Genomic DNA, 18193 nt, shown 5'->3' with positions numbered 1-18193 from the left:
GCCTCGACCGATGCGATTGCATGGCTCGTTGTTTCGCGCAGATTAATGCGCGGCAAATTGAGGCACGATGGCGTAGGGTTGTGGTCGAACCGATGAACTCAAGTGATTGAAAGGATATCGCCATGCTGGACTGGAAGAACCGCGCGGGCAGCGCACCCGAACGTGCCGCTGAACCGAAATCGGCCACCCGCAGTTATTTCGGCGGCCTGCTGTTCAGCCGGGCGCTGGCCACTTTGATCGGCCTGTACCTGTTGGTGACCATCGGCCTGGGCTGGTACTGGAGTGAAGAGCCTGACTTGTTCCCGGTTCAACAAAACGCCCAGGTCGCTGCCGAGAAAGAAGGCAAGCAGATGGTCGTCGGCTACACCATGGTGGAAACCCTCAAGACCGTCGCCGGCACCTTGCTGAACAAGCCGGGCGGCTACATTTCCAACGACCGCTTCCCGCCGGGCCTGTGGATGGACAACATGCCGAGCTGGGAATATGGCGTGCTGGTCCAGGTCCGCGACATGACCCGCGCCCTGCGTAAAGACTTTGCGCGCTCGCAGTCACAATCGGCCGAAGACTCGGATCTGGCCAAGGCCGAGCCGCGTTTCAACTTCGATAACAAGAGCTGGGTCCTGCCATCCAGCGAATCGGAGTACCAAGAAGGCATCAATTCCCTGAGCCGTTACCAGGCCCGTCTGTCTGATCCGGCGCAGAAGAATGCGTTGTTCTATGCCCGCGCCGACAACCTGAACAACTGGCTGGGCGATGTCGGCACCCGTCTGGGTTCGTTGTCGCAACGCCTGTCGGCCAGCGTTGGCCGGGTCAAGCTCAACACCTCGCTGAAAACCGAAGTGGTGATGCCGGGCCAGGTGCCGCAGGTTGACGAAGAAATCGTCGAAACTCCGTGGATGCAGATCGACAACGTATTCTACGAAGCCCGCGGTCAGGCCTGGGCGTTGTCCCATCTGCTGCGCGCCGTCGAAGTCGACTTCGCCGATGTGCTGGCCAAGAAAAACGCCACCGTCAGCGTGCGCCAGATCATTCGTGAGCTGGAAGCTTCGCAAGCACCGGTCTGGAGCCCGATGATCCTCAATGGCAGCGGCTTCGGGATTTTGGCCAACCACTCGCTGGTCATGGCTAACTACATCTCCCGGGCCAACGCTGCAGTGATCGATCTGCGTCAACTGCTCAATCAGGGCTGAGTCATGGTCGATAGCGCCAAAGAGGCCGCCCACCGCGCGGCCTCGGATGCCGAACGCATCGCCTGGGTCGACGAGCAGGACAACCTGCTCGGCGCCCTGGTCCGCAGCGACCTGCGTGAGCGCGGGCTGATCGGGCGCGGCACCTACATCATGCTGTTCAACTCGGCCGGTGAGCTCTGCGTGCACCGCCGCACCCTCAGCAAAGCCATTTATCCCGGTTATTGGGACGTGGCGGCGGGGGGCATGGTGCAGGCTGATGAGAGTTACGCCGAGTCGGCCGCCCGTGAGCTGGAAGAAGAATTGGGCGTGAGTGGTGTGGAACTGAGCGCTCATGATCACTTTTTCTTCGAGGACACCGGCAACCGGCTGTGGTGTTCGGCGTTTTCGGCCGTGTGGGACGGTCCGTTGATCCTGCAGCCGGAAGAAGTGCTTGAAGCGCGCTTTATTCCGATTGATCAGGTGATGCAGGAAATCACCCAAAAGCCTTACTGCCCGGACTCTTTGGCCGCGTTGAAGCGTTATCTGAAGGCTCAGCAAACCGACGTCGCAAAGAAGGCATAAATTGGCGCCGATTGGCTCTTAGCAAGTCGGCTTTTTGCCGTTACACTGCGCGACCTTTTGTAGGAGCGAAGCTTGCTCGCGAAGGATGCATGGACGACTCGTTCTGTCTGATGCCGCGCGTTATCGTTGACGTCCTTTCGCGAGCAAGCTTCGCTCCTACAGGTCTGTACTGTTTCAGTAGCGCTGCCCCTGCCTGAGTGGGGCTTCGCGGTCGATAGCCTTGCCTAAGTGCTGCGACCAGTCTTTGTCCTCCCAAGAGGATTGCCGGTGGCCAAAAAAGCCGCATCCTTCGCCGCCCTTGGTGGCCTGGTATTTTCCACCGACGCAGGTCGTCATTGCCCGGATTGCAGCAAACCGGTGGATGCCTGTATCTGCAAACAAACCGTGATCCCTGCCGGCGACGGCATTGCTCGCGTGCGTCGCGAAAGCAAGGGCCGTGGCGGCAAGACGGTGACCACCATCACCGGCGTGCCGCTGGCCCTTGATGCGCTCGCGGCCCTGGCCACCACGTTGAAGAAACGTTGCGGCACCGGCGGGGCGTTGAAAGACGGAATCATTGAAATCCAGGGCGATCATGTCGAGCTACTCTTGGCCGAGCTGATCAAACTTGGTTTCAAGGCGAAGAAGTCCGGCGGCTAGCAGCCTCTGTGAAAACCACCCTCGGCTTGATCCAGTCCTGATTTCATTCTGGCCTGGCGTCGCCAACATGGTTTTCACAGAGCCTGTTCTGACCGGTTTCTAAACTCACTGCGGTCAGCGAGGTCTATCCCCTCGTTGACGAACCGTCATTTTCATTCTTTAGACTGCGCCGGCCTGAACCCAGGCGACGCTCTATGACTTCTTTATAGGGGACTTCAATGTCCGTAAGACGCACACGCAAAGACGATGGCAGCCAATGGACAGTTGCGGACAGCCGCAGTGTTTACGGGATTCGCCATTGGGGGGCCGGATATTTCGCGATCAATGACGCCGGTCGCGTCGAAGTTCGTCCGAACGGTCCGACCAGTTCGCCTATCGACCTGTTCGAGCAAGTCGACCAACTGCGCAAAAGCGGTTTGTCCTTGCCATTGCTGGTGCGGTTCCCCGATATCCTGCAAGACCGCGTGCGTCAGTTGACCGGCGCCTTCGATGCCAACATTGAACGCCTGGAATACCAGAGCAAGTACACCGCGCTGTACCCGATCAAGGTTAACCAGCAAGAAGCGGTGATCGAGAACATCATCGCCACCCAGGACGTGTCCATCGGCCTGGAAGCCGGCTCCAAGCCTGAGCTGCTCGCCGTTTTGGCCCTGGCACCGAAGGGCGGCACCATCGTCTGCAACGGTTACAAGGACCGCGAGTTCATCCGTCTGGCGCTGATGGGCCAGAAGCTCGGTCACAACGTGTTCATCGTGATCGAGAAAGAATCCGAAGTTGGCCTGGTGATCGAAGAGGCCGCCTCGCTGAAGGTCAAGCCTCAGGTTGGCCTGCGCGTGCGTCTGTCGTCCCTGGCCTCAAGCAAGTGGGCTGACACCGGTGGCGAAAAATCCAAGTTCGGTCTGTCGGCGGCGCAACTGCTGTCGGTGGTCGAGCGTTTCCGCGCAGCGGGCCTGGATCAAGGCATTCGCCTGTTGCACTTCCACATGGGTTCGCAGATCGCCAACCTGGCGGACTACCAGCATGGCTTCAAGGAAGCGATTCGTTACTACGGCGAACTGCGCAACCTCGGCCTGCCGGTGGATCACATCGACGTCGGCGGCGGTTTGGGCGTGGACTACGACGGTACGCACTCGCGTAACGCCAGTTCGATCAACTACGACATGGACGATTACGCCGGTGTCGTGGTCGGGATGCTCAAGGAATTCTGCGACGCGCAGAACCTGCCGCACCCGAACATCTTCTCCGAGAGCGGCCGCTCCCTGACCGCTCACCACGCGATGCTCGTGGTGCAGGTGACCGACGTCGAAAAGCATAACGACGACGTGCCGCAGATCGACAACAAGGAAGAACTGCCGGAAACCGTGCAGTGGCTGGTTGACCTGCTGGGCCCGACCGACATAGAGATGGTCACCGAGACCTACTGGCGCGCCACGCACTACATGAGCGACATCGCTAGCCAATACGCCGATGGCAAGCTGACCCTGGCAGAAAAAGCCCTGGCCGAGCAATGCTACTTCGCCGTCTGCCGTCGCCTGCACAACTCGTTGAAAGCCCGTCAGCGTTCCCACCGCCAGGTGCTCGACGAACTCAACGACAAGCTCGCCGACAAGTACATCTGCAACTTCTCGGTGTTCCAGAGCCTGCCGGACACTTGGGCCATCGGCCAGGTACTGCCGATCCTGCCGCTGCACCGTCTCGACGAAGAGCCGATGCGCCGTGCGGTGCTGCAAGACCTGACCTGCGACTCCGACGGCAAGATCAAGCAATACGTCGACGAGCAGAGCATCGAAACCAGTCTGCCGGTACACGGGTTGAATGACGGTGAAGACTACCTGCTGGGGATCTTCCTGGTCGGCGCTTACCAGGAAATTCTCGGCGACATGCACAACCTGTTCGGTGACACCGATTCGGTGAACATCTACCAGAACGCTGACGGCACCGTGTACCACGCCGGTATCGAAACCCACGACACCATCGAAGACATGCTGCGCTACGTGCACTTGTCGCCGGAAGAACTGATGACCCACTACCGCGACAAGTGCGCGAGTGCGCGCATCACTGCCGCCGAGCGTACCCAGTTCCTCGACGCGTTGCGCCTGGGTCTGACCCGTTCGTCTTACCTGTCGTCTTGAGGTAAGTCACTGCTCCCATCAGGTTGTCTGAAAATGTTCCGCACCCTCGCGGAAGTTTCAGATGACCTGGTGCGACACCTCTCTTTTTTTATCTGAAATGACTGACATCACGGCTATTAAAGTGATGTGGTCTTCTTTTCTCGTAGGTCATTTCCTAAGTTGTACTTCGGCACTCTACTCGGCCATGTCTCTCAGCGAGAATCCCCGGCCGCCCCTCCTGTAGAGAATCGCCGATGTTCGATCCAGTCAACGAGCCGTCATTTCGTCTGGACGTAGCGGGCCTGCCCGACGCCTTTGAGGTCCTGGCCTTTACCGGTAATGAAGCCATTAGCGAACCGTTTGTGTTCGAAGTGGACCTGCTGATCAATGATCCGACGCTGGACCTTGCGAGCCTGCTTTATCGTGCGGCGTTCTTGCAGTTTGAAGCTGCTGGTAACGGTATCCACGGGCAATTGCATGAACTCGTCCAACGTGAGCACGGCAGCTCATCCCGGCTTTGTCGTGTGCGTCTTGGGCCGAAACTGGCGTGCCTGGCCCAGCGCTTCAGCCAACGCATTTTCAGCGGGCAGTCGGTGCCGCGGATTCTCGGCCAGGTACTCAAGGAACACGGCATTGCCGGTAAGGACTGGCGTCTGGCGTTGAGTGGTGAATATCCACCGCGTGATTTCTGCACGCAGTACAGCGAATCGGACCTGCAATTTTTCCAGCGTCTGTGCGCCGAAGAGCGTCTTCATTACCATTTCGAGCACTCCAGTCGTGGGCACTGCTTGATCGTCGGTGACGGTCAGGGGCCATCGTGCCGCGCGCAAACGCTGGTGTTTCAGGACGACAGCGGGCCGCCAGCGTTGTGTCGGTTCGAGGTTCAGGTCAGCGCGCAGACGGCGCCAGTCGCCAGGGGCCGCACGGACCTGACGACGTTGCGCAGTGGTCAGTTGATGCCGCTGTCCGGTCATCCGGTCCGCGAGTGGAATCATCTGTGGCGGTTGATCCGGGTCGAGCACCAGGGCTGCCAGGATCCGTTGTTGCCCTATTCCAACACGATCCGCGCCGTGCCGTGGGAGGCGCCGTGGGTGGCGAGCCCAGCGGTGGTGAAACCGAAGATGCTCAGTTTGCAACGGGCCTGGGTGGTTGAAGTTGCACAGGCACAACCCGATCCGTCCCGCCCGGTTGCGGTGCAGTTCGACTGGCTCTATCAGGGCGAAGGGGCGAAGCCTGGACACTGTTGGCTACCATTGGCCCCTGAGCTGAAAGGCGCGGCCGTTTCGCAATGGCGGGCGGGGGCCGAGGTGGTGGTCAGTTTCATCGAGGGCGATCCGGATCAACCGCTGATCACCGGTCTGCTTCGGAACCAATCGGCTGTCGATGTGGTTGAAATGCCGCAACCGCATCCCACTCACGTGCCGCCGGCGATGGACGGTTTGCTGGCCTTGCTGCAATCCAGCGAGCCGTTGGTGTTGCTGTGCCTGCTGCCCGGTGGCGGAAGTTTCAGTCATTGTCGGGAGACGATTTGCACCTGCCGGGCGGCGACGCTATTGGGTCAGAGCGGTGCAGCATGAGCGACGTTCAGGCGCCTGATCCGACCTCACAATGGCTGTTGCTGGATGTGCCGGGTGCACCTAGGGCGGCGGCGACCTTGCAGCAGCGGTTTGCCGATGTTCGCCGGTTCTGGTTGTTCGAAGGGACGGAGTTGCACCCGTTGCGCGAGCAAGGCCCCGCCCTGGTCGAGTTGCAGGACTGCCCGGCGTTGATCGAACTTTGCTACAGCGAGCCGCATACCTGGCAAGGTTTACTGGTGGTCAGTGAGGCGTCGGCGCCGCCGTTGCTGGCGCATTTACGTCGCATGCTCACGGTCACGCTCGGCCTGCATCACCGGGCGCTACTGAGTTATTACAACCCGTACTGCGCCAGCTACTTTTTCGATGCCTGTGATGCCGAGGAACTGAGCCGCTGGCTCGGGCCCATCGCTCAGTTACGCTGGTTCGGCGGAACCTGGGCCGACCGGGCGATTGGCAGTCAGGGCTGGCAGCAGTTGCTCAATCCGGGGCTGGCGGTCCGCCCGTTGGCGGTCGAAGAAACCCTCAGCCCTCGTCAGCGGGAAAAACTGCAAACCTGCCTGCTGGAGCAACATGCCTGGTACTGGAGCCGATCCACCGGCACCGAATACAACCGCCTGTGGTCCCATGTGCAGGAGGGCCTGGCGCTGGGCTTCAGCGAACGCCCGGTTCTGGATGGCTGGTTATGGCTACGCTTGCAGTACCCCGGTGCTTTGCCTGCCCAACCTTTGCCGGGGCTGACCCAGCAGGAGCGGCTCGATAACCTGCGCAACCGGTGGCAGAGCGATCAACCCTGAACACGAGGTTTCACCAATATGGCGAGCACAACCCTGCGACTGTTCAAGGTGTTGATCGGCGGCTTTTTACTGGCTGTGATGACCGCGTGCTCGCCACTGAAAATGCTCAACGCGTTGACCCCCGACGGCACCTTCGACAAGACCGAAGGCATTGCTTATGGAAGTGATGCACGGCAGAAGCTCGATGTGTATGTGCCCCGGCACGCGGTGGAAAACGCTCCGGTGGTGGTGTTTTTCTATGGTGGCAGTTGGAACAGCGGTTCTCGCAGCGATTACAGCTTTGTCGGCGAAGCGCTGGCGTGCCGTGGGATTGTCGCGGTGCTGGCGGACTATCGGTTGTATCCGCAGGTGCGCTATCCGTCATTCCTTGAGGATGGCGCCAAGGCTGTGGCCTGGACCCACGAACACATTCGCCAGTTTTCCGGTGACCCTAAACGGTTGTACCTGATGGGCCACAGTTCCGGGGCCTACAACGTCGCGATGTTGGCGCTGGAGCCGCAGTTGCTGGGGGCCGTGGGGATGTCGCCACATGATCTGAGTGGCTGGATCGGTCTCGCCGGGCCGTATGACTTCCTGCCGATCAAGAATCCCGAGGTGCGCCCGGTGTTTTTCTGGCCGGACTCACCGCCACAATCCCAACCGATCAATCACGTCAGTCGCGGCGCGCCGCCAGCCTTGTTGATGGCGTCGAGGGACGATGACGTGGTCAACCCAACCCGCAACACTGGCGGTCTGGCGAGCAAACTGCGCGCCGCCGGGGTGCCGGTTCAGGACCTGTACTATTCGCGCACCAGCCACGCCACGCTGGTGGCGACGCTGTCCCGGCCCATGCGCGGATTGGCGCCTGTGCTCGATGAGGTGACGTCCTTCGTCAATGCCACGCCAACTCAGTGAGCGCGACCGGCAAACCAGCCGTCGTTCTGGCGCAAGTACCAGGCAAAGGCGCCGAGGGTCAGGCTGCGCAGTACCATAAACAACAGGAATGTTATCCACAGCCCGTGGTTGCCCAGACCTTGTAGCGCCCAGGCGAACGGCAGCAACAGCAGCACCGTCAACAACATGCCATTGCGCATTTCCCGGGCCCGGGTGGCGCCGATAAACAGCCCGTCCAGCAAGTAGCTCCAGACCGCGAGCAGCGGCAGGGCGGCGAGGTAGGGTAGGTAGATGAATGCGGTGTCACGCACGCTCTGGATGTTGGTCTGCATCTCGATGAACAAATGCCCGGCAAACAGAAACAGTGCGGCAAAGCCCAGACTTGCCAACAACGACCAACCGGTGGCTACCACCAATGAACGGCGCAGAGATTGTCGATCGCCAGCGCCGATGGCGTGGCCGCACAGGGCTTCCACCGCATGGGCGAGGCCATCGAGGGCGTGGGCGGTCAGCAGCAAACCATTGAGCAGCAGCGCATTGGCGGCGACCGTGGCATCACCCAGCCGCGCACCTTGCACGGTAATCAGGAAAAACACCGATTGCAGCGCCAGGCTACGGATGAAAATATCGCGGTTGACCGCCAGCAGCGGGCGCCAGCTCTGCCATAGCGCGAGGGCGGCCCAGGCGATGTGGCCCGGATAGGCGCGCAGGGCTTTGCGGGTCATGAACAGGCCGATCAGGGCGCCGGTCCATTCGGCGATCACCGACGCTCGGGCCGCGCCGACCACGCCCCAATCGAGCCCGAGGACGAACCACAGGTTCAGCGCGATGTTCACCAGGTTGGTGCTCAGCAGAATCGCCAGCGGTGCCCGGGCGTTCTGGGTACCGAGGAACCAGCCCACCAGCGCATAACTGGCCAGCGCCGCGGGCAGACCGAACAGTCGGGTGTGGAAAAATTCGCGGGTCAGTTGATCCAGTTCTGCCGAGGGTTGCATGAAGTGCAGCGCCACGCCGCTCAACGGAACCCCCGCCGCCCCCAGCACAATCGACAACCCCATCGCCAACAACAGCCCCTGCAACAAAATCTGCCGCAACGCCGCGCCATCCCCACGGCCGGTCGCTTGGGCGGCGAAACCGGTCGTGCCCATGCGCAGGAAACCCATGCCCCAGGCCAGAAAGGTGTACAGGCTGGCGCCCACAGCGACGGCACCCAACTGATGGGCATGGGGCAAGTGCCCGATGACGGTACTGTCGACCAGCGCCACCAGCGGTACGGAAATGTTCGAGAGGATCATGGGCGCGGCGAGTGCCCAGACCTTGCGATGGGTCGGGCGGTCGCGCCAGTCGGCGATCAGGTTGGACATGCGGGCTCCTTGGGGAGCGGGCATTGTAGCGGTACATCTGAATGTGCTGCGATCCAATATGGGAGCGGGCTTGCTCGCGAAGACGGACTGACATTCAACATTTACGTCGCCTGACACACCGCTTTCGCGAGCAAGCCCGCTCCCACAGGGTTATGGGCTGTCTTAATGAATAATCCAGCTCAACAACCAAAGCCCCAGCAGCAACCAGATAATCCCGGCGATGATCGACGCATTCATGAACGCCCGAATCGCCGACCACAACAGCATCAACCCGATGATTAGCGCGATGATGCTGATGATCGACGTGTCCATGCCCAGCGCCCGGGACAGCCCTTCGACAAAATTACCGCCCGCATGGCTCAAAATATTGAACAGGCCACTGAGGCCGTCGACGATAAAACGGATGACAGAACCGAGTGCCTGGCCGAGCCATTCGAAAAAACTTTCTACCTGCATGTGGGTGTCCTGATGAAAGAGGTGGCAGGGTTGCCGTGCCTGAGCCTTGGGCCATTGATCGCGGCGCCGAGTTCCCTACAAGCATAGAGGGTTTGCATTGCCCCGGTGGGAGTGAGCTTGTGTGGCGAGTGAGCTTGCTCCCGCTTGAGTGCGCAGCACTCACAAAAGGGGCCGCTACGCAGCCCGGCGCGAGCAAGCTCGCTCGCCACATAAGCTCGGCGCCCCCAGAAAGTGTCGTCAATCTCTGGCGCTTGCCTTCATCCGCCATCCCCCCGAAGCTATACGCCTTCAGGAGAGCCCGATGAACCTTGTTGAACTGACCGAACGCCTGCACGCCATCCGTGACCGCAATGACTGGCGGCAATTTCACAGCCCGAAAAACCTGGCCATGGCCGCGAGCGTGGAAATGTCCGAGCTGGTGGAGATCTTCCAGTGGCTGACCGAAGACCAGTCGCGGCAATTGCCGGCAGACAAACTCGCCCACGCCGGGCAGGAAGTCGGTGACATCGTGCTCTATCTATTATTGCTGTGCAGCGAGTTGGGATTGGACATGAACGAAGTAGTGCGCAGCAAACTTGCGGACAGCGAACGGCGGTTCAGCTGATGAGCGACCGTCATTTCGATCAGTTGGCGACCCGGTTTGCCGAAAAAATCTACGGCGGGGCCAAAGGCGCGATTCGTCTGGCGGTGCTGCAAGCCGACCTGGCCGAAACCCTGCCGGACCGGCCGCTGCGCGTCCTGGACATCGGTGCCGGGCTTGGCCACATGTCGTTGTGGCTGGCCCAGCGCGGCCACGACGTCACCCTCGCCGAACCGGCCGCACCGATGCTCGAAGGCGCTCGCCAACGCTTCGCTGACGCAGGTCAGACGGCGACCTTCATTCAAGCGCCATGGCAGGAATTGCTCGGTCAACTCACCGAACCCTACGACCTGGTGCTGTGTCACGCCGTGCTGGAATGGCTGGCCGAACCCCACGCGATCCTGCCGGTATTGCATCAACTCACCACCAAGGACGGCTGGTTGTCCCTGGCGTTCTATAACCGCGATGCGTTGATCTACCGCAATCTGCTCAAGGGCCACTTCCGCAAAATGCGCAAGAACGACATGGCCGGCGAGAAGCAGAGCCTGACCCCACAGCAGCCCCTTGATCCCCGGGAACTGGCGGCGCAACTTGAGGGTATGTGGCAGGTCGAAACCCAGAGTGGGGTGCGGGTTTTTCACGACTACATGCCGGTGGAGTTCCAGGCCCGCGCCGAACTGGTGGACTTGCTGGAAATGGAACTGGCCCACCGTCGTCACCCAAGCTTTGCCGGGCTTGGGCGTTACTTGCACTGGATCTGTCGGCCGGTCTGATCGGAGAACGAAATGAAAGCGCGTTCAGGATTACTGCTGATGTGCCTGGGTTTGGCGGCTTGCCAGGGCAGCAACCCTTATGTGGCGACGTCCAACCCCTTGCCGCCGGCGCCGCCACAAGCGGCGAATACCTTCGACCGCAGCGCCTACCCGGCAGCGCCTCGGGACTACGGGCGCTACCGCAGTTGGGCCTGGCTCAACGGGCAATTGCCACCGGGCTCGGCCTGGGCGGATTCGGCGCAAGTGGCCGAAGCGGTCAGCAACGCCCTCGACCAGCGCGGCTTGCGCCCGTTGCACGAAAACCGCCCGCCTGACTTGTTGGTCAGCGCCAACCTGCACCTGGAAACCCGTTTGCGTCAGGTTCAGGACGACGCCGGTTACTACGGCGGCGGTTATGGCGGTTACAACCGATATGGCGGTGGTTACGGCATGTACGAAACCGTGCCGGTGGTTCGCACTTACCAGGAACAGGTTGTGGTGGTGCGCGTCGACCTGTTCGACGCCGGCACCGGTCAACCGGTCTGGAGCGCGAGCGCCGAAACCGCTAACCAGGGCAATCAAAGTCAGCGCGCCGATGCGATACGGGAAGCTGTAGAAAAAGCGATGTCGGCGTATCCTCCTGGTTGAGAACAATTCCCATAGGTTCATCTCTTCAACCGGAGAACACTCATGTTCCGCCGCCTCGCATTACTGGCCATGGCCGTGTTGCTCAGTGCCTGCGCCGCCCACCAGGTCAATCATGACTTCGATGCCAGCCGCGACTTCGCCGCTTATCGCAGTTGGAGCTGGAAAGAACCCGCCCTGCAATACCGCCCTGATGATCCACGGATCAAGAGCGACCTGACCGAACAGCGCATTCGCCAGGCCGTTGCCGATCAGTTGGATCAGCGCGGCTTGCGTCCGGTCGCCGCGGGCAGCAAAGGTGATGTGAACGTGCAGGCCTACCTGATCATCGAAGACCGTCAGCAACAGGTGACCACCAACTACGGCGGCGGTTGGGGTAGCCCATGGAACGGCTACTGGGCCGCGCCGATGTACAACGAAACCCGCAACATCACCTACAAAGTGGCAACCATCCAGATCGACCTGCTCGATGGCAAAGACGGCAAACTGGTGTGGCGCGGCAGTGACGAGCAAATGCTCAGCAGCACGCCCAACCCGGCCGATCGCAGCAAAGCCGTGAACGAAACCGTGGGCCGGATCCTGGCCAACTACCCACCCAGATAAACACTCAGCTCTCTAACCCTGCACATCCCCTGTGGGAGCGAGCCTGCTCGCGAAGATGGCGGCACATACAAAATGGATGTGACTGACAAACCGCATTCGCGAGCAAGCCCGCTCCCTCATTGGTTTTGTGTCGTCGGAACTGGCGAGTTGCCAGCAGCCTTGTCAACCCTTGTCTACACTGCACTTCACCATTGGAGGCCGCACTCGGTAGTGCGCCGGCGAAGGAGTGCGCGATGCCGCAGTTTCGCAGTCCTGCCCGGCAACGGGGGGCTATCGGGTTGATGGCTGCCGCGACCCTCAGCCTGGCAATTGTGTTGATGTTGCTGGTGGTCGATACCGGCCGTCTCTACATGGAACAGCGCAAGTTGCAGCGCGTGGTGGACACCGCCGCCCTTGAGGCCGTCAGTCGCGGTGGCAATTGCCTGCCAGGTCTGACGGCGGCCAGTTACGCCGGCCAAAGTGCCACCCGCAATGGCTACACCGTCGATGCCACCGACACCCTTGTCACTACGTGCGGCAGCTTACTCACCGCCAACACCGGGCTGCGCACGTTCACCGTTGATGCCACGCAATCGGCTGCTATCAAAGTAGTCGCCAGCCGCACCGTCACCACCAGTTTTGCCGGCGGCGTGCAGGCGCTGTTTTCCGGGACGCCGGTCAGCCTCAACACCACGCTCAATGCCTCGGCCGTAGCGGCTCAGCCGCAACCGCCCATTGCGCAACTGAACATTCGCAGCAACCTGGTCAGCATCAGCACCTCCCAGTCGAACATCCTCAACCCGCTGTTTTCCGGACTGCTGGGCGGCAACGTCAGCGTGACGGCGCTGGGCTGGACCGGGCTGCTCAACACCAACATCAACCTGCTCAGCTACCTGAATCAGTTGGCGATCAACCTCAATGTGGCGGCGGGCAATTACACTCAGTTGCTCAATACCCAAGTCACCGCGACTCAACTGATTCAGGCTGCAGCGACGGTGGTCCAGCTCAATGGCGCGACGGCGGATGTAATGACCGCGCTGGGCAATCTGCAACTGGCGGCGAACAACAGCGTCCCGCTCACGCTGGGGCAGATTTTGCAGCTGCAAACCGGCACCACAGCGGCGGGCCTGGATGCCAATCTGCAATTGCTGCAATTGATTCAGGGCGTGGTGCAACTGGCCAATAGCAAAAGCGCAGTGGCCGCGACCTTGCCGATCAGCGTATTGGGGCTGGCCAACTTCACGGTGCGGGTCAAGGTGATTGAGCCACCGCAGTTCTCCGCCATCGGGAACCCGGCGCTGGCGGTTCTCAACCCGACGGGGCCGAACAGGATTTATGTGCGTACCGCCCAGGTGCGCACGATGTTGTCGGTGAATCTACCGGTGCTGTCCGGCGTGACGGGGCTGAGCAACGCAGTGCTGGGGCTGGTGGGCACCCTGACCCCAACCCTCAACGCGCTGTTGAGTCTGAATCTGGCGGCCACCATCAACTCGGTGGCCTGTTTGCTCGGCGCTGGTTGTCAGACGTTGGACCCCGAGCTATTGCCATCGCCTGAAATTGACATCAGCCTGGATGCTGGCGGGGCCATCAGTTATGTCACCGCGTACAGTTGCCCGGTCGGTGGCACCACCGGCACTAAAAGCCTGACGGCCCATACCATCACTTCGATAGCCGACCTAAAGCTTGGCAAGATCGATCCTACGGCAGCGTTCTCATCCACCGCCGAGCCGACGGTCACGCCGCTGCCGCTGATCGATAACGGCATCTGGATCTGCCACAAAGTTCTTGGATTGGGTAATTGCGGCCCGGCGCGTACCGCATTTGCCGCTGGCGGCATCGCGATCATGCTCAATACCAGCGTCGGGCAAAACACCCAGGACCTGGTGTTTTCCAGCACAACGCCCTTCGCAACACCGCCGAACCTTCTGCTGCCGCCGAGCATCATTTCAGCCGCCCCTACCACCAACATCGTCAACAGCCTCGCCAACACCCTGGCGGGCGTCAACCTGATCGTTTATCAACCGGTAGGCAGCAATCCGTTGGGTAGCATTATTGCGAATGTGGCCAGCGCCATCAGCGGTGTCACCACGCTACTGGTGCCGGTGATCACCAACCTGCTGAGCCCGCTGCTGGATCCGCTGCTCAACAACCTGCTGAGCGCCCTGGGCATCAACCTGATGGATGTAGACGTCGGCGCCAACATGACCTGCGGCCAGACCGGCGTGGCCTATCTGGTGATTTAGACGTCGAGCACAATCGGCAACTCGATACAGAACCGTGCGCCTTCCACCGAGTTGGAAACACTCAGGTGTCCGCCCATGTTCTCGACAATGCCGTAACTCACCGACAAGCCGAGCCCGGTGCCGACGCCCACCGGTTTGGTGGTGAAGAACGGCTCGAAAATCCGCTCCAGCAAGCGCGGGTCAATCCCGCCGCCGTTGTCCTCGACCCACAGTCGCACCGAACATTCGTCGCGTTCGGCGTATACCGAAATCCACGGTTTGAACTCACGGCCGGCGTCGCGCTTGCTCAGCAGCGCATCCCGGGCGTTGACCATCAGGTTGATCAACACTTGTTCAAGCTGATCGACATAGCCACGCACCTGGACCTCGAATCCGGTCTCGCTGACACGCAGTTCCACGCCTTTACCGCGCATGCCTTCGGCCAGCAGCGACAGCGTGCCTTCAATGGCCGTGGCTGGATTGAACGGCTGCTGCTCGACCTCTGAGCGCCGGCCGAACACCCGCATATGGTCAACCACCCGCGCCGCGCGCTGGACCTGCGTGTCGATGCGGTTGAGCTTGTCGGTCAGGTAATCAATCTGCACGTCGCCACTACTCAGGCGTTTGAGCACATTGACGATGGCCATGCGCATCACGTTCAGCGGCTGGTTGATTTCATGGGCCAGGCCGGTGGCCATTTCGCCGAGGGTGGCCATTTTTGCGCTTTGCGTGAGTTGCTGCTGCGTGCGGCGCACTTCGGTGTTGTCGCGGCCCACCGCTTGTACTTCGATCAGTTGCCCCAACTCATCGAACACCCCGCGATCCGACCAGACCCACCAGGCGTGCTCGCGCCCCGGTAATTGCAGGTTGATTTCGGCGGTGCTGACTGGCTGTTCCGGGGTCAACGAACTCAGCCGCTGCACGAACGTCTCGCGTTGTTCGTCGGACATCCATTCGCCCAGATTAATCCCCGGCAACTGCTCCGGGGCGCACTCCAGGTACATCGCCAACGGCCGATTGCCGAATGTCAGGGTCAGGTCCGGGCGATAACGGCAGATCATCGCCGGCGAGTCTTCCACCAGAATCCGGTAGCGCTCTTCGCTTTGCCTGACCTGCTCGGCGGCCAGGGTCGCCTCGGTGACATCCAGCCACAGCCCGACGGCTTCTACCGGCAGGCCGAGGTCATCGCGCAATAGTTTTGCTTCGTCGAGCAGCCAGTGGTAATCGCCCCGGCTGTCGCGCAGTCGGTAGCGGGCACGTACCGAACCCTCGCGCAGCAGCTGTCGGGTGCGTTCGAAGTACAGGTCGCGATCGTCGGGATGGACCCGCTCCACCAACGCGGTAGTGGTGCAGTCGTCCAGACTCCAGCCCAGTAAAGGTTGCAGGCTGGCACTGAAAAATGCCGGTTGCAGCGCGCCTTCGACGTAGTGCTGCACATAGATCACTGCTGGCGAACTGGCGATCAGGTTATCGAGACGGGCGTGAGCGGCAGCGGCGATTTGTTGCTGGTTCTTGATGTCACTGATATCGAGCATGAAACCCACCAGCCGCCGGTGCTCGCCGGTGCCCGTGACCTGGCCTTGAAGGCGATACCACAGGGGATGTTTCCAGTCATCAGGGCTGTGCAAACGCACACACAAGGTCAAGGCTTCGCCCTGCTGTTGCAGGGCTTGCAGGCGACTGTGCAATTCATCTCGATCAGCGCGATGAAACCGCGCCAGCCACTGTTCCCGCGTCAGTGACGCAGCGTCCAGTTGCAAGGCTGCGGCCAGGGATGGCGCCAGATGGACGTCATTGCCGACGATTTCCCACCAGCCGGTACCCAGCAGCGTTTGCAATGATTCCAGACGCTCCAGTTGCTGGTGATGCTGCTGTTCACGCAAGCGACCGAGCAACGGACCTGCCAGCGCACTGACCAACAGTAACCAGTCACGATCGGACAGGTACGGCGCGCCATTATTGATCGGGTAAAACCCGCACAGCAACCAGGCAACCACGCCCCGGTCATCGGCATAGGGCACGACGAAACCTTCGCTGTTGCCGAACGTGGCCTGCACTCGGGAGTGTTCGTCGAGGCCGTGATGAATGCCGACGTGTTGCGGCGCGGTGCCGTTCAAACTGTCGAGGGCCGTGCCAAGGTACTGGCCGTCATGCCACAGCGCCGGTGCATCGTGGGCGTGATGTTGGCGATGGATTTTCCAGCCTTGTGCCTGTTCGTCGAGCACCGCCAGGGCGAGACAGGGGATGTGCCAGCGCTGGGCGATGGTCTGTAATTGCTCGTCGACGATCACCGGCAGCCGCGCCAGGCTACAGGCGCGCAACTGTTCGCTGATCTGCCCGGCGAGCGTTTGGCAGGCCTCACGACTGCGTGATTGCTGGCGCTCGAGCAACAGGTCGGCGATGTCTATCAGTTGCATCCGCCAGCCATTGCCCAAGGGCTGAACCCAGCCCCGCAGGTGCAGTGTCTGGTCGCCGAGGCCGGGGAAGTCGAGGTCAAGGCTTTGGCCCTGCCATTCCACCGGTCGGCCCTCTATCGCCAGGGTGCTATGGGGCTGCACATAGCGGTGGAGCGGGAGAGGCTGGTCATGGGGTGGTTGTTGCGCCAGCAAATTGCGCAGTGGGCCGGCGACTTGCAAGACGCCGCCGTCGGCATCCAGGTGCAAATGCAAACCCAGGGGCGGCGAGCCAAGGTGATCGGGCAGGTCGGTGGCGGCGGTTGGCGCGCGTTTGAGCAAACGCCCGAAGAGTTTGTCCCCCGAATTCAAAATTGAAGGCTCGATGACGCCGTGAGATAGGGCGGCAAATTGGGCACCGCCCCCACCCCCGGCAACACCAGAAACGGAATCACTTGGTTGAGCTTGCTCACGGGGTATTTGACGGTGACGGTCAGCGTGCCATTGGTGCCTTTGGTGGGATCGTAAACGGCGCTGGTGTCGACACCGACCACCAGGTTCAACGGGGGGGGCACCCATGACAACTGCTGAGTCAGCGTGGCGTTCGCGGTAGTTACCAGCACGGTGGCATAGCTGGGCGTGGTGGGGTCTATCGCAACACTGCGGCGCACCGCTTCAGAGGTGGCTTCGTTGAACGACTGCATCAGCACAAACGGCAGGCTGTAACTGACCAGGCCATAAAACACGGCAAAAAAAACCACGAACACCAAGGCGAATTCAATCGCCACGGCGCCTTTCTGCGATTTAGGGAGGCCTGCTTTCATGACTGCGTCTACCCTGACTGGCACTGCGTAGTATCAGCATAGAATCATTCAGCAAAAACGGACGGTTTTTACCGGATGCAGAGTTTTGTCCTATTGATATGGCTGGCGTTGTGCGCTACGCAGGATGCACGGGAGCGGCGCATCGCCAATTCCTTGACCCTTGGGGTCGGTGCGCTGGCGCTGGTGTACCTGCTTTGGACCGGCAACACTTGGATGGGCGCCGAGGCGCGGCAGGGTGGCTGGGCCTTTTTGCTGGCGTTGGCATTCACTTTGCCGGGCTACGTCATGGGCAGGATGGGGGCCGGGGATGTGAAACTTATGACAGCTCTGGGCCTTGCGACGGACGGCATTTTCGTCCTCTACGTATTTATTGGCGCCGCCGTGGCCAGCGTGGTCTGGTTGCTACTGGCGCCAAGAGTCTGGTTGCATATGAGTCAAGGACTTAAAGAACGTCTTCGATATATGGCGCCTGGAGCGTCAAAAAAGCCGCCATTTGCGCCGTTCGTGTTCGCGGGTGCTCTGGCAGCACTGTGCTGGATCCATTAGTCGTGAAGCGCCACTAGTCCTATGTACATAGTCGGAAAGTGCGTCTACTTTCAAATGACTGGTTATACAGCCAAAGGCTGGCGG

The 18193-nt window shown here is 60.9% G+C and carries 17 protein-coding genes; 13 read left to right on the top strand and 4 right to left on the bottom strand.

Features of this window, described 5'->3' with window-relative positions:
- Positions 1-122 precede the first annotated feature (122 nt).
- The 7 genes from AC1MEW_RS33995 to AC1MEW_RS33965 all read left to right on the top strand — a co-directional run bounded on the left by AC1MEW_RS33995 (position 123) and on the right by AC1MEW_RS33965 (position 7766).
- A complete protein-coding gene (locus tag AC1MEW_RS33995; RefSeq protein WP_201200251.1) occupies positions 123-1190 on the top strand; it encodes a DUF2333 family protein in 1068 nt (355 codons plus the stop codon).
- Positions 1191-1193: 3 nt separating this feature from the next.
- The gene (locus AC1MEW_RS33990) at positions 1194-1751 is read left to right on the top strand and encodes an NUDIX hydrolase (RefSeq protein ID WP_201200252.1); all 558 of its coding nucleotides are present in this window, start codon (positions 1194-1196) and stop codon (positions 1749-1751) included.
- 267 nt (positions 1752-2018) lie between these two features.
- A complete protein-coding gene (locus tag AC1MEW_RS33985) occupies positions 2019-2390 on the top strand; it encodes a translation initiation factor Sui1 (RefSeq protein WP_480425057.1) in 372 nt (123 codons plus the stop codon).
- A 218-nt stretch (positions 2391-2608) separates the two neighbouring features.
- Positions 2609-4522 carry an arginine decarboxylase gene (speA, locus tag AC1MEW_RS33980; RefSeq protein ID WP_201200253.1) on the top strand — a complete coding sequence of 638 codons (1914 nt, stop codon included), beginning with the start codon at positions 2609-2611 and terminating at the stop codon, positions 4520-4522.
- 233 nt (positions 4523-4755) lie between these two features.
- The gene (locus tag AC1MEW_RS33975; RefSeq protein ID WP_480425056.1) at positions 4756-6078 is read left to right on the top strand and encodes a contractile injection system protein, VgrG/Pvc8 family; all 1323 of its coding nucleotides are present in this window, start codon (positions 4756-4758) and stop codon (positions 6076-6078) included.
- Positions 6075-6872: a DUF4123 domain-containing protein gene (locus AC1MEW_RS33970; RefSeq protein WP_480425054.1), complete on the top strand. Its 798-nt coding sequence runs from the start codon at positions 6075-6077 to the stop codon at positions 6870-6872. The genes AC1MEW_RS33975 and AC1MEW_RS33970 overlap by 4 nt, the downstream gene beginning before the upstream one ends.
- An 18-nt stretch (positions 6873-6890) precedes the next feature.
- Complete coding sequence (locus tag AC1MEW_RS33965) at positions 6891-7766, top strand: alpha/beta hydrolase (RefSeq protein ID WP_480425052.1); 876 nt, start codon at positions 6891-6893, stop codon at positions 7764-7766.
- Here the strand turns inward: AC1MEW_RS33965 and AC1MEW_RS33960 are convergent.
- Positions 7760-9109 (bottom strand): MATE family efflux transporter, encoded by a 1350-nt coding sequence (locus tag AC1MEW_RS33960; protein ID WP_201255467.1) that lies wholly within the window; start codon positions 9107-9109, stop codon positions 7760-7762. The genes AC1MEW_RS33965 and AC1MEW_RS33960 overlap by 7 nt on opposite strands.
- 162 nt (positions 9110-9271) lie before the next feature.
- Positions 9272-9565 (bottom strand): hypothetical protein, encoded by a 294-nt coding sequence (locus tag AC1MEW_RS33955; protein WP_201200261.1) that lies wholly within the window; start codon positions 9563-9565, stop codon positions 9272-9274.
- 301 nt (positions 9566-9866) lie between these two features.
- Here AC1MEW_RS33955 and AC1MEW_RS33950 point away from each other — a divergent pair, with 301 nt between their 5' ends.
- The 5 genes from AC1MEW_RS33950 (at position 9867) to AC1MEW_RS33930 (ending at position 14367) form a co-directional block, all read left to right on the top strand.
- Positions 9867-10169: a MazG-like family protein gene (locus AC1MEW_RS33950; RefSeq protein ID WP_007951009.1), complete on the top strand. Its 303-nt coding sequence runs from the start codon at positions 9867-9869 to the stop codon at positions 10167-10169.
- Positions 10169-10918: a methyltransferase domain-containing protein gene (locus AC1MEW_RS33945; RefSeq protein WP_201200263.1), complete on the top strand. Its 750-nt coding sequence runs from the start codon at positions 10169-10171 to the stop codon at positions 10916-10918. Before AC1MEW_RS33950 ends, AC1MEW_RS33945 begins: the two co-directional genes overlap by 1 nt.
- A gap of 12 nt (positions 10919-10930) precedes the next feature.
- Positions 10931-11545, top strand: a complete 615-nt coding sequence (locus tag AC1MEW_RS33940) for a DUF4136 domain-containing protein (protein WP_322270444.1) — start codon at positions 10931-10933, stop codon at positions 11543-11545.
- A 42-nt stretch (positions 11546-11587) separates the two neighbouring features.
- A complete protein-coding gene (locus AC1MEW_RS33935) occupies positions 11588-12145 on the top strand; it encodes a DUF4136 domain-containing protein (RefSeq protein ID WP_201255468.1) in 558 nt (185 codons plus the stop codon).
- A 233-nt stretch (positions 12146-12378) separates the two neighbouring features.
- Positions 12379-14367 carry a pilus assembly protein TadG-related protein gene (locus tag AC1MEW_RS33930; RefSeq protein WP_480425049.1) on the top strand — a complete coding sequence of 663 codons (1989 nt, stop codon included), beginning with the start codon at positions 12379-12381 and terminating at the stop codon, positions 14365-14367.
- On the opposite strand, the gene AC1MEW_RS33925 is transcribed toward AC1MEW_RS33930, so the two are convergent.
- Positions 14364-17111, bottom strand: a complete 2748-nt coding sequence (locus AC1MEW_RS33925) for a PAS domain-containing sensor histidine kinase (RefSeq protein WP_480425048.1) — start codon at positions 17109-17111, stop codon at positions 14364-14366. The genes AC1MEW_RS33930 and AC1MEW_RS33925 overlap by 4 nt on opposite strands.
- A complete protein-coding gene (locus AC1MEW_RS33920; RefSeq protein ID WP_323570596.1) occupies positions 17108-17563 on the bottom strand; it encodes a TadE/TadG family type IV pilus assembly protein in 456 nt (151 codons plus the stop codon). The genes AC1MEW_RS33925 and AC1MEW_RS33920 overlap by 4 nt, the downstream gene beginning before the upstream one ends.
- Before the next feature lie 75 nt (positions 17564-17638).
- Between AC1MEW_RS33920 and AC1MEW_RS33915 the strand changes: the two genes are divergently transcribed.
- Positions 17639-18109 (top strand): A24 family peptidase, encoded by a 471-nt coding sequence (locus AC1MEW_RS33915; RefSeq protein WP_201200272.1) that lies wholly within the window; start codon positions 17639-17641, stop codon positions 18107-18109.
- Positions 18110-18193 lie beyond the last annotated feature (84 nt).

The sequence above is a fragment of the Pseudomonas sp. ASL4 genome (assembly GCF_056680395.1).
Note: the sequence above shows the minus strand (reverse complement) of the source record. Positions and strands in the feature narration are given on the sequence as shown.

Excerpts from the sequence above, each read along its gene's own strand:
- AC1MEW_RS33990 (WP_201200252.1), top strand. The coding sequence starts at position 1,194 with ATGGTCGATAGCGCCAAAGAGGCCGCCCACCGCGCGGCCTCGGATGCC.
- AC1MEW_RS33930 (WP_480425049.1), top strand. The coding sequence starts at position 12,379 with ATGCCGCAGTTTCGCAGTCCTGCCCGGCAACGGGGGGCTATCGGGTTG.
- AC1MEW_RS33965 (WP_480425052.1), top strand. The coding sequence starts at position 6,891 with ATGGCGAGCACAACCCTGCGACTGTTCAAGGTGTTGATCGGCGGCTTT.
- AC1MEW_RS33920 (WP_323570596.1), bottom strand. The coding sequence starts at position 17,563 with ATGAAAGCAGGCCTCCCTAAATCGCAGAAAGGCGCCGTGGCGATTGAA.
- AC1MEW_RS33945 (WP_201200263.1), top strand. The coding sequence starts at position 10,169 with ATGAGCGACCGTCATTTCGATCAGTTGGCGACCCGGTTTGCCGAAAAA.
- AC1MEW_RS33940 (WP_322270444.1), top strand. The coding sequence starts at position 10,931 with ATGAAAGCGCGTTCAGGATTACTGCTGATGTGCCTGGGTTTGGCGGCT.
- AC1MEW_RS33970 (WP_480425054.1), top strand. The coding sequence starts at position 6,075 with ATGAGCGACGTTCAGGCGCCTGATCCGACCTCACAATGGCTGTTGCTG.
- AC1MEW_RS33960 (WP_201255467.1), bottom strand. The coding sequence starts at position 9,109 with ATGTCCAACCTGATCGCCGACTGGCGCGACCGCCCGACCCATCGCAAG.
- speA (WP_201200253.1), top strand. The coding sequence starts at position 2,609 with ATGTCCGTAAGACGCACACGCAAAGACGATGGCAGCCAATGGACAGTT.
- AC1MEW_RS33955 (WP_201200261.1), bottom strand. The coding sequence starts at position 9,565 with ATGCAGGTAGAAAGTTTTTTCGAATGGCTCGGCCAGGCACTCGGTTCT.
- AC1MEW_RS33950 (WP_007951009.1), top strand. The coding sequence starts at position 9,867 with ATGAACCTTGTTGAACTGACCGAACGCCTGCACGCCATCCGTGACCGC.
- AC1MEW_RS33935 (WP_201255468.1), top strand. The coding sequence starts at position 11,588 with ATGTTCCGCCGCCTCGCATTACTGGCCATGGCCGTGTTGCTCAGTGCC.
- AC1MEW_RS33995 (WP_201200251.1), top strand. The coding sequence starts at position 123 with ATGCTGGACTGGAAGAACCGCGCGGGCAGCGCACCCGAACGTGCCGCT.
- AC1MEW_RS33915 (WP_201200272.1), top strand. The coding sequence starts at position 17,639 with ATGCAGAGTTTTGTCCTATTGATATGGCTGGCGTTGTGCGCTACGCAG.
- AC1MEW_RS33975 (WP_480425056.1), top strand. The coding sequence starts at position 4,756 with ATGTTCGATCCAGTCAACGAGCCGTCATTTCGTCTGGACGTAGCGGGC.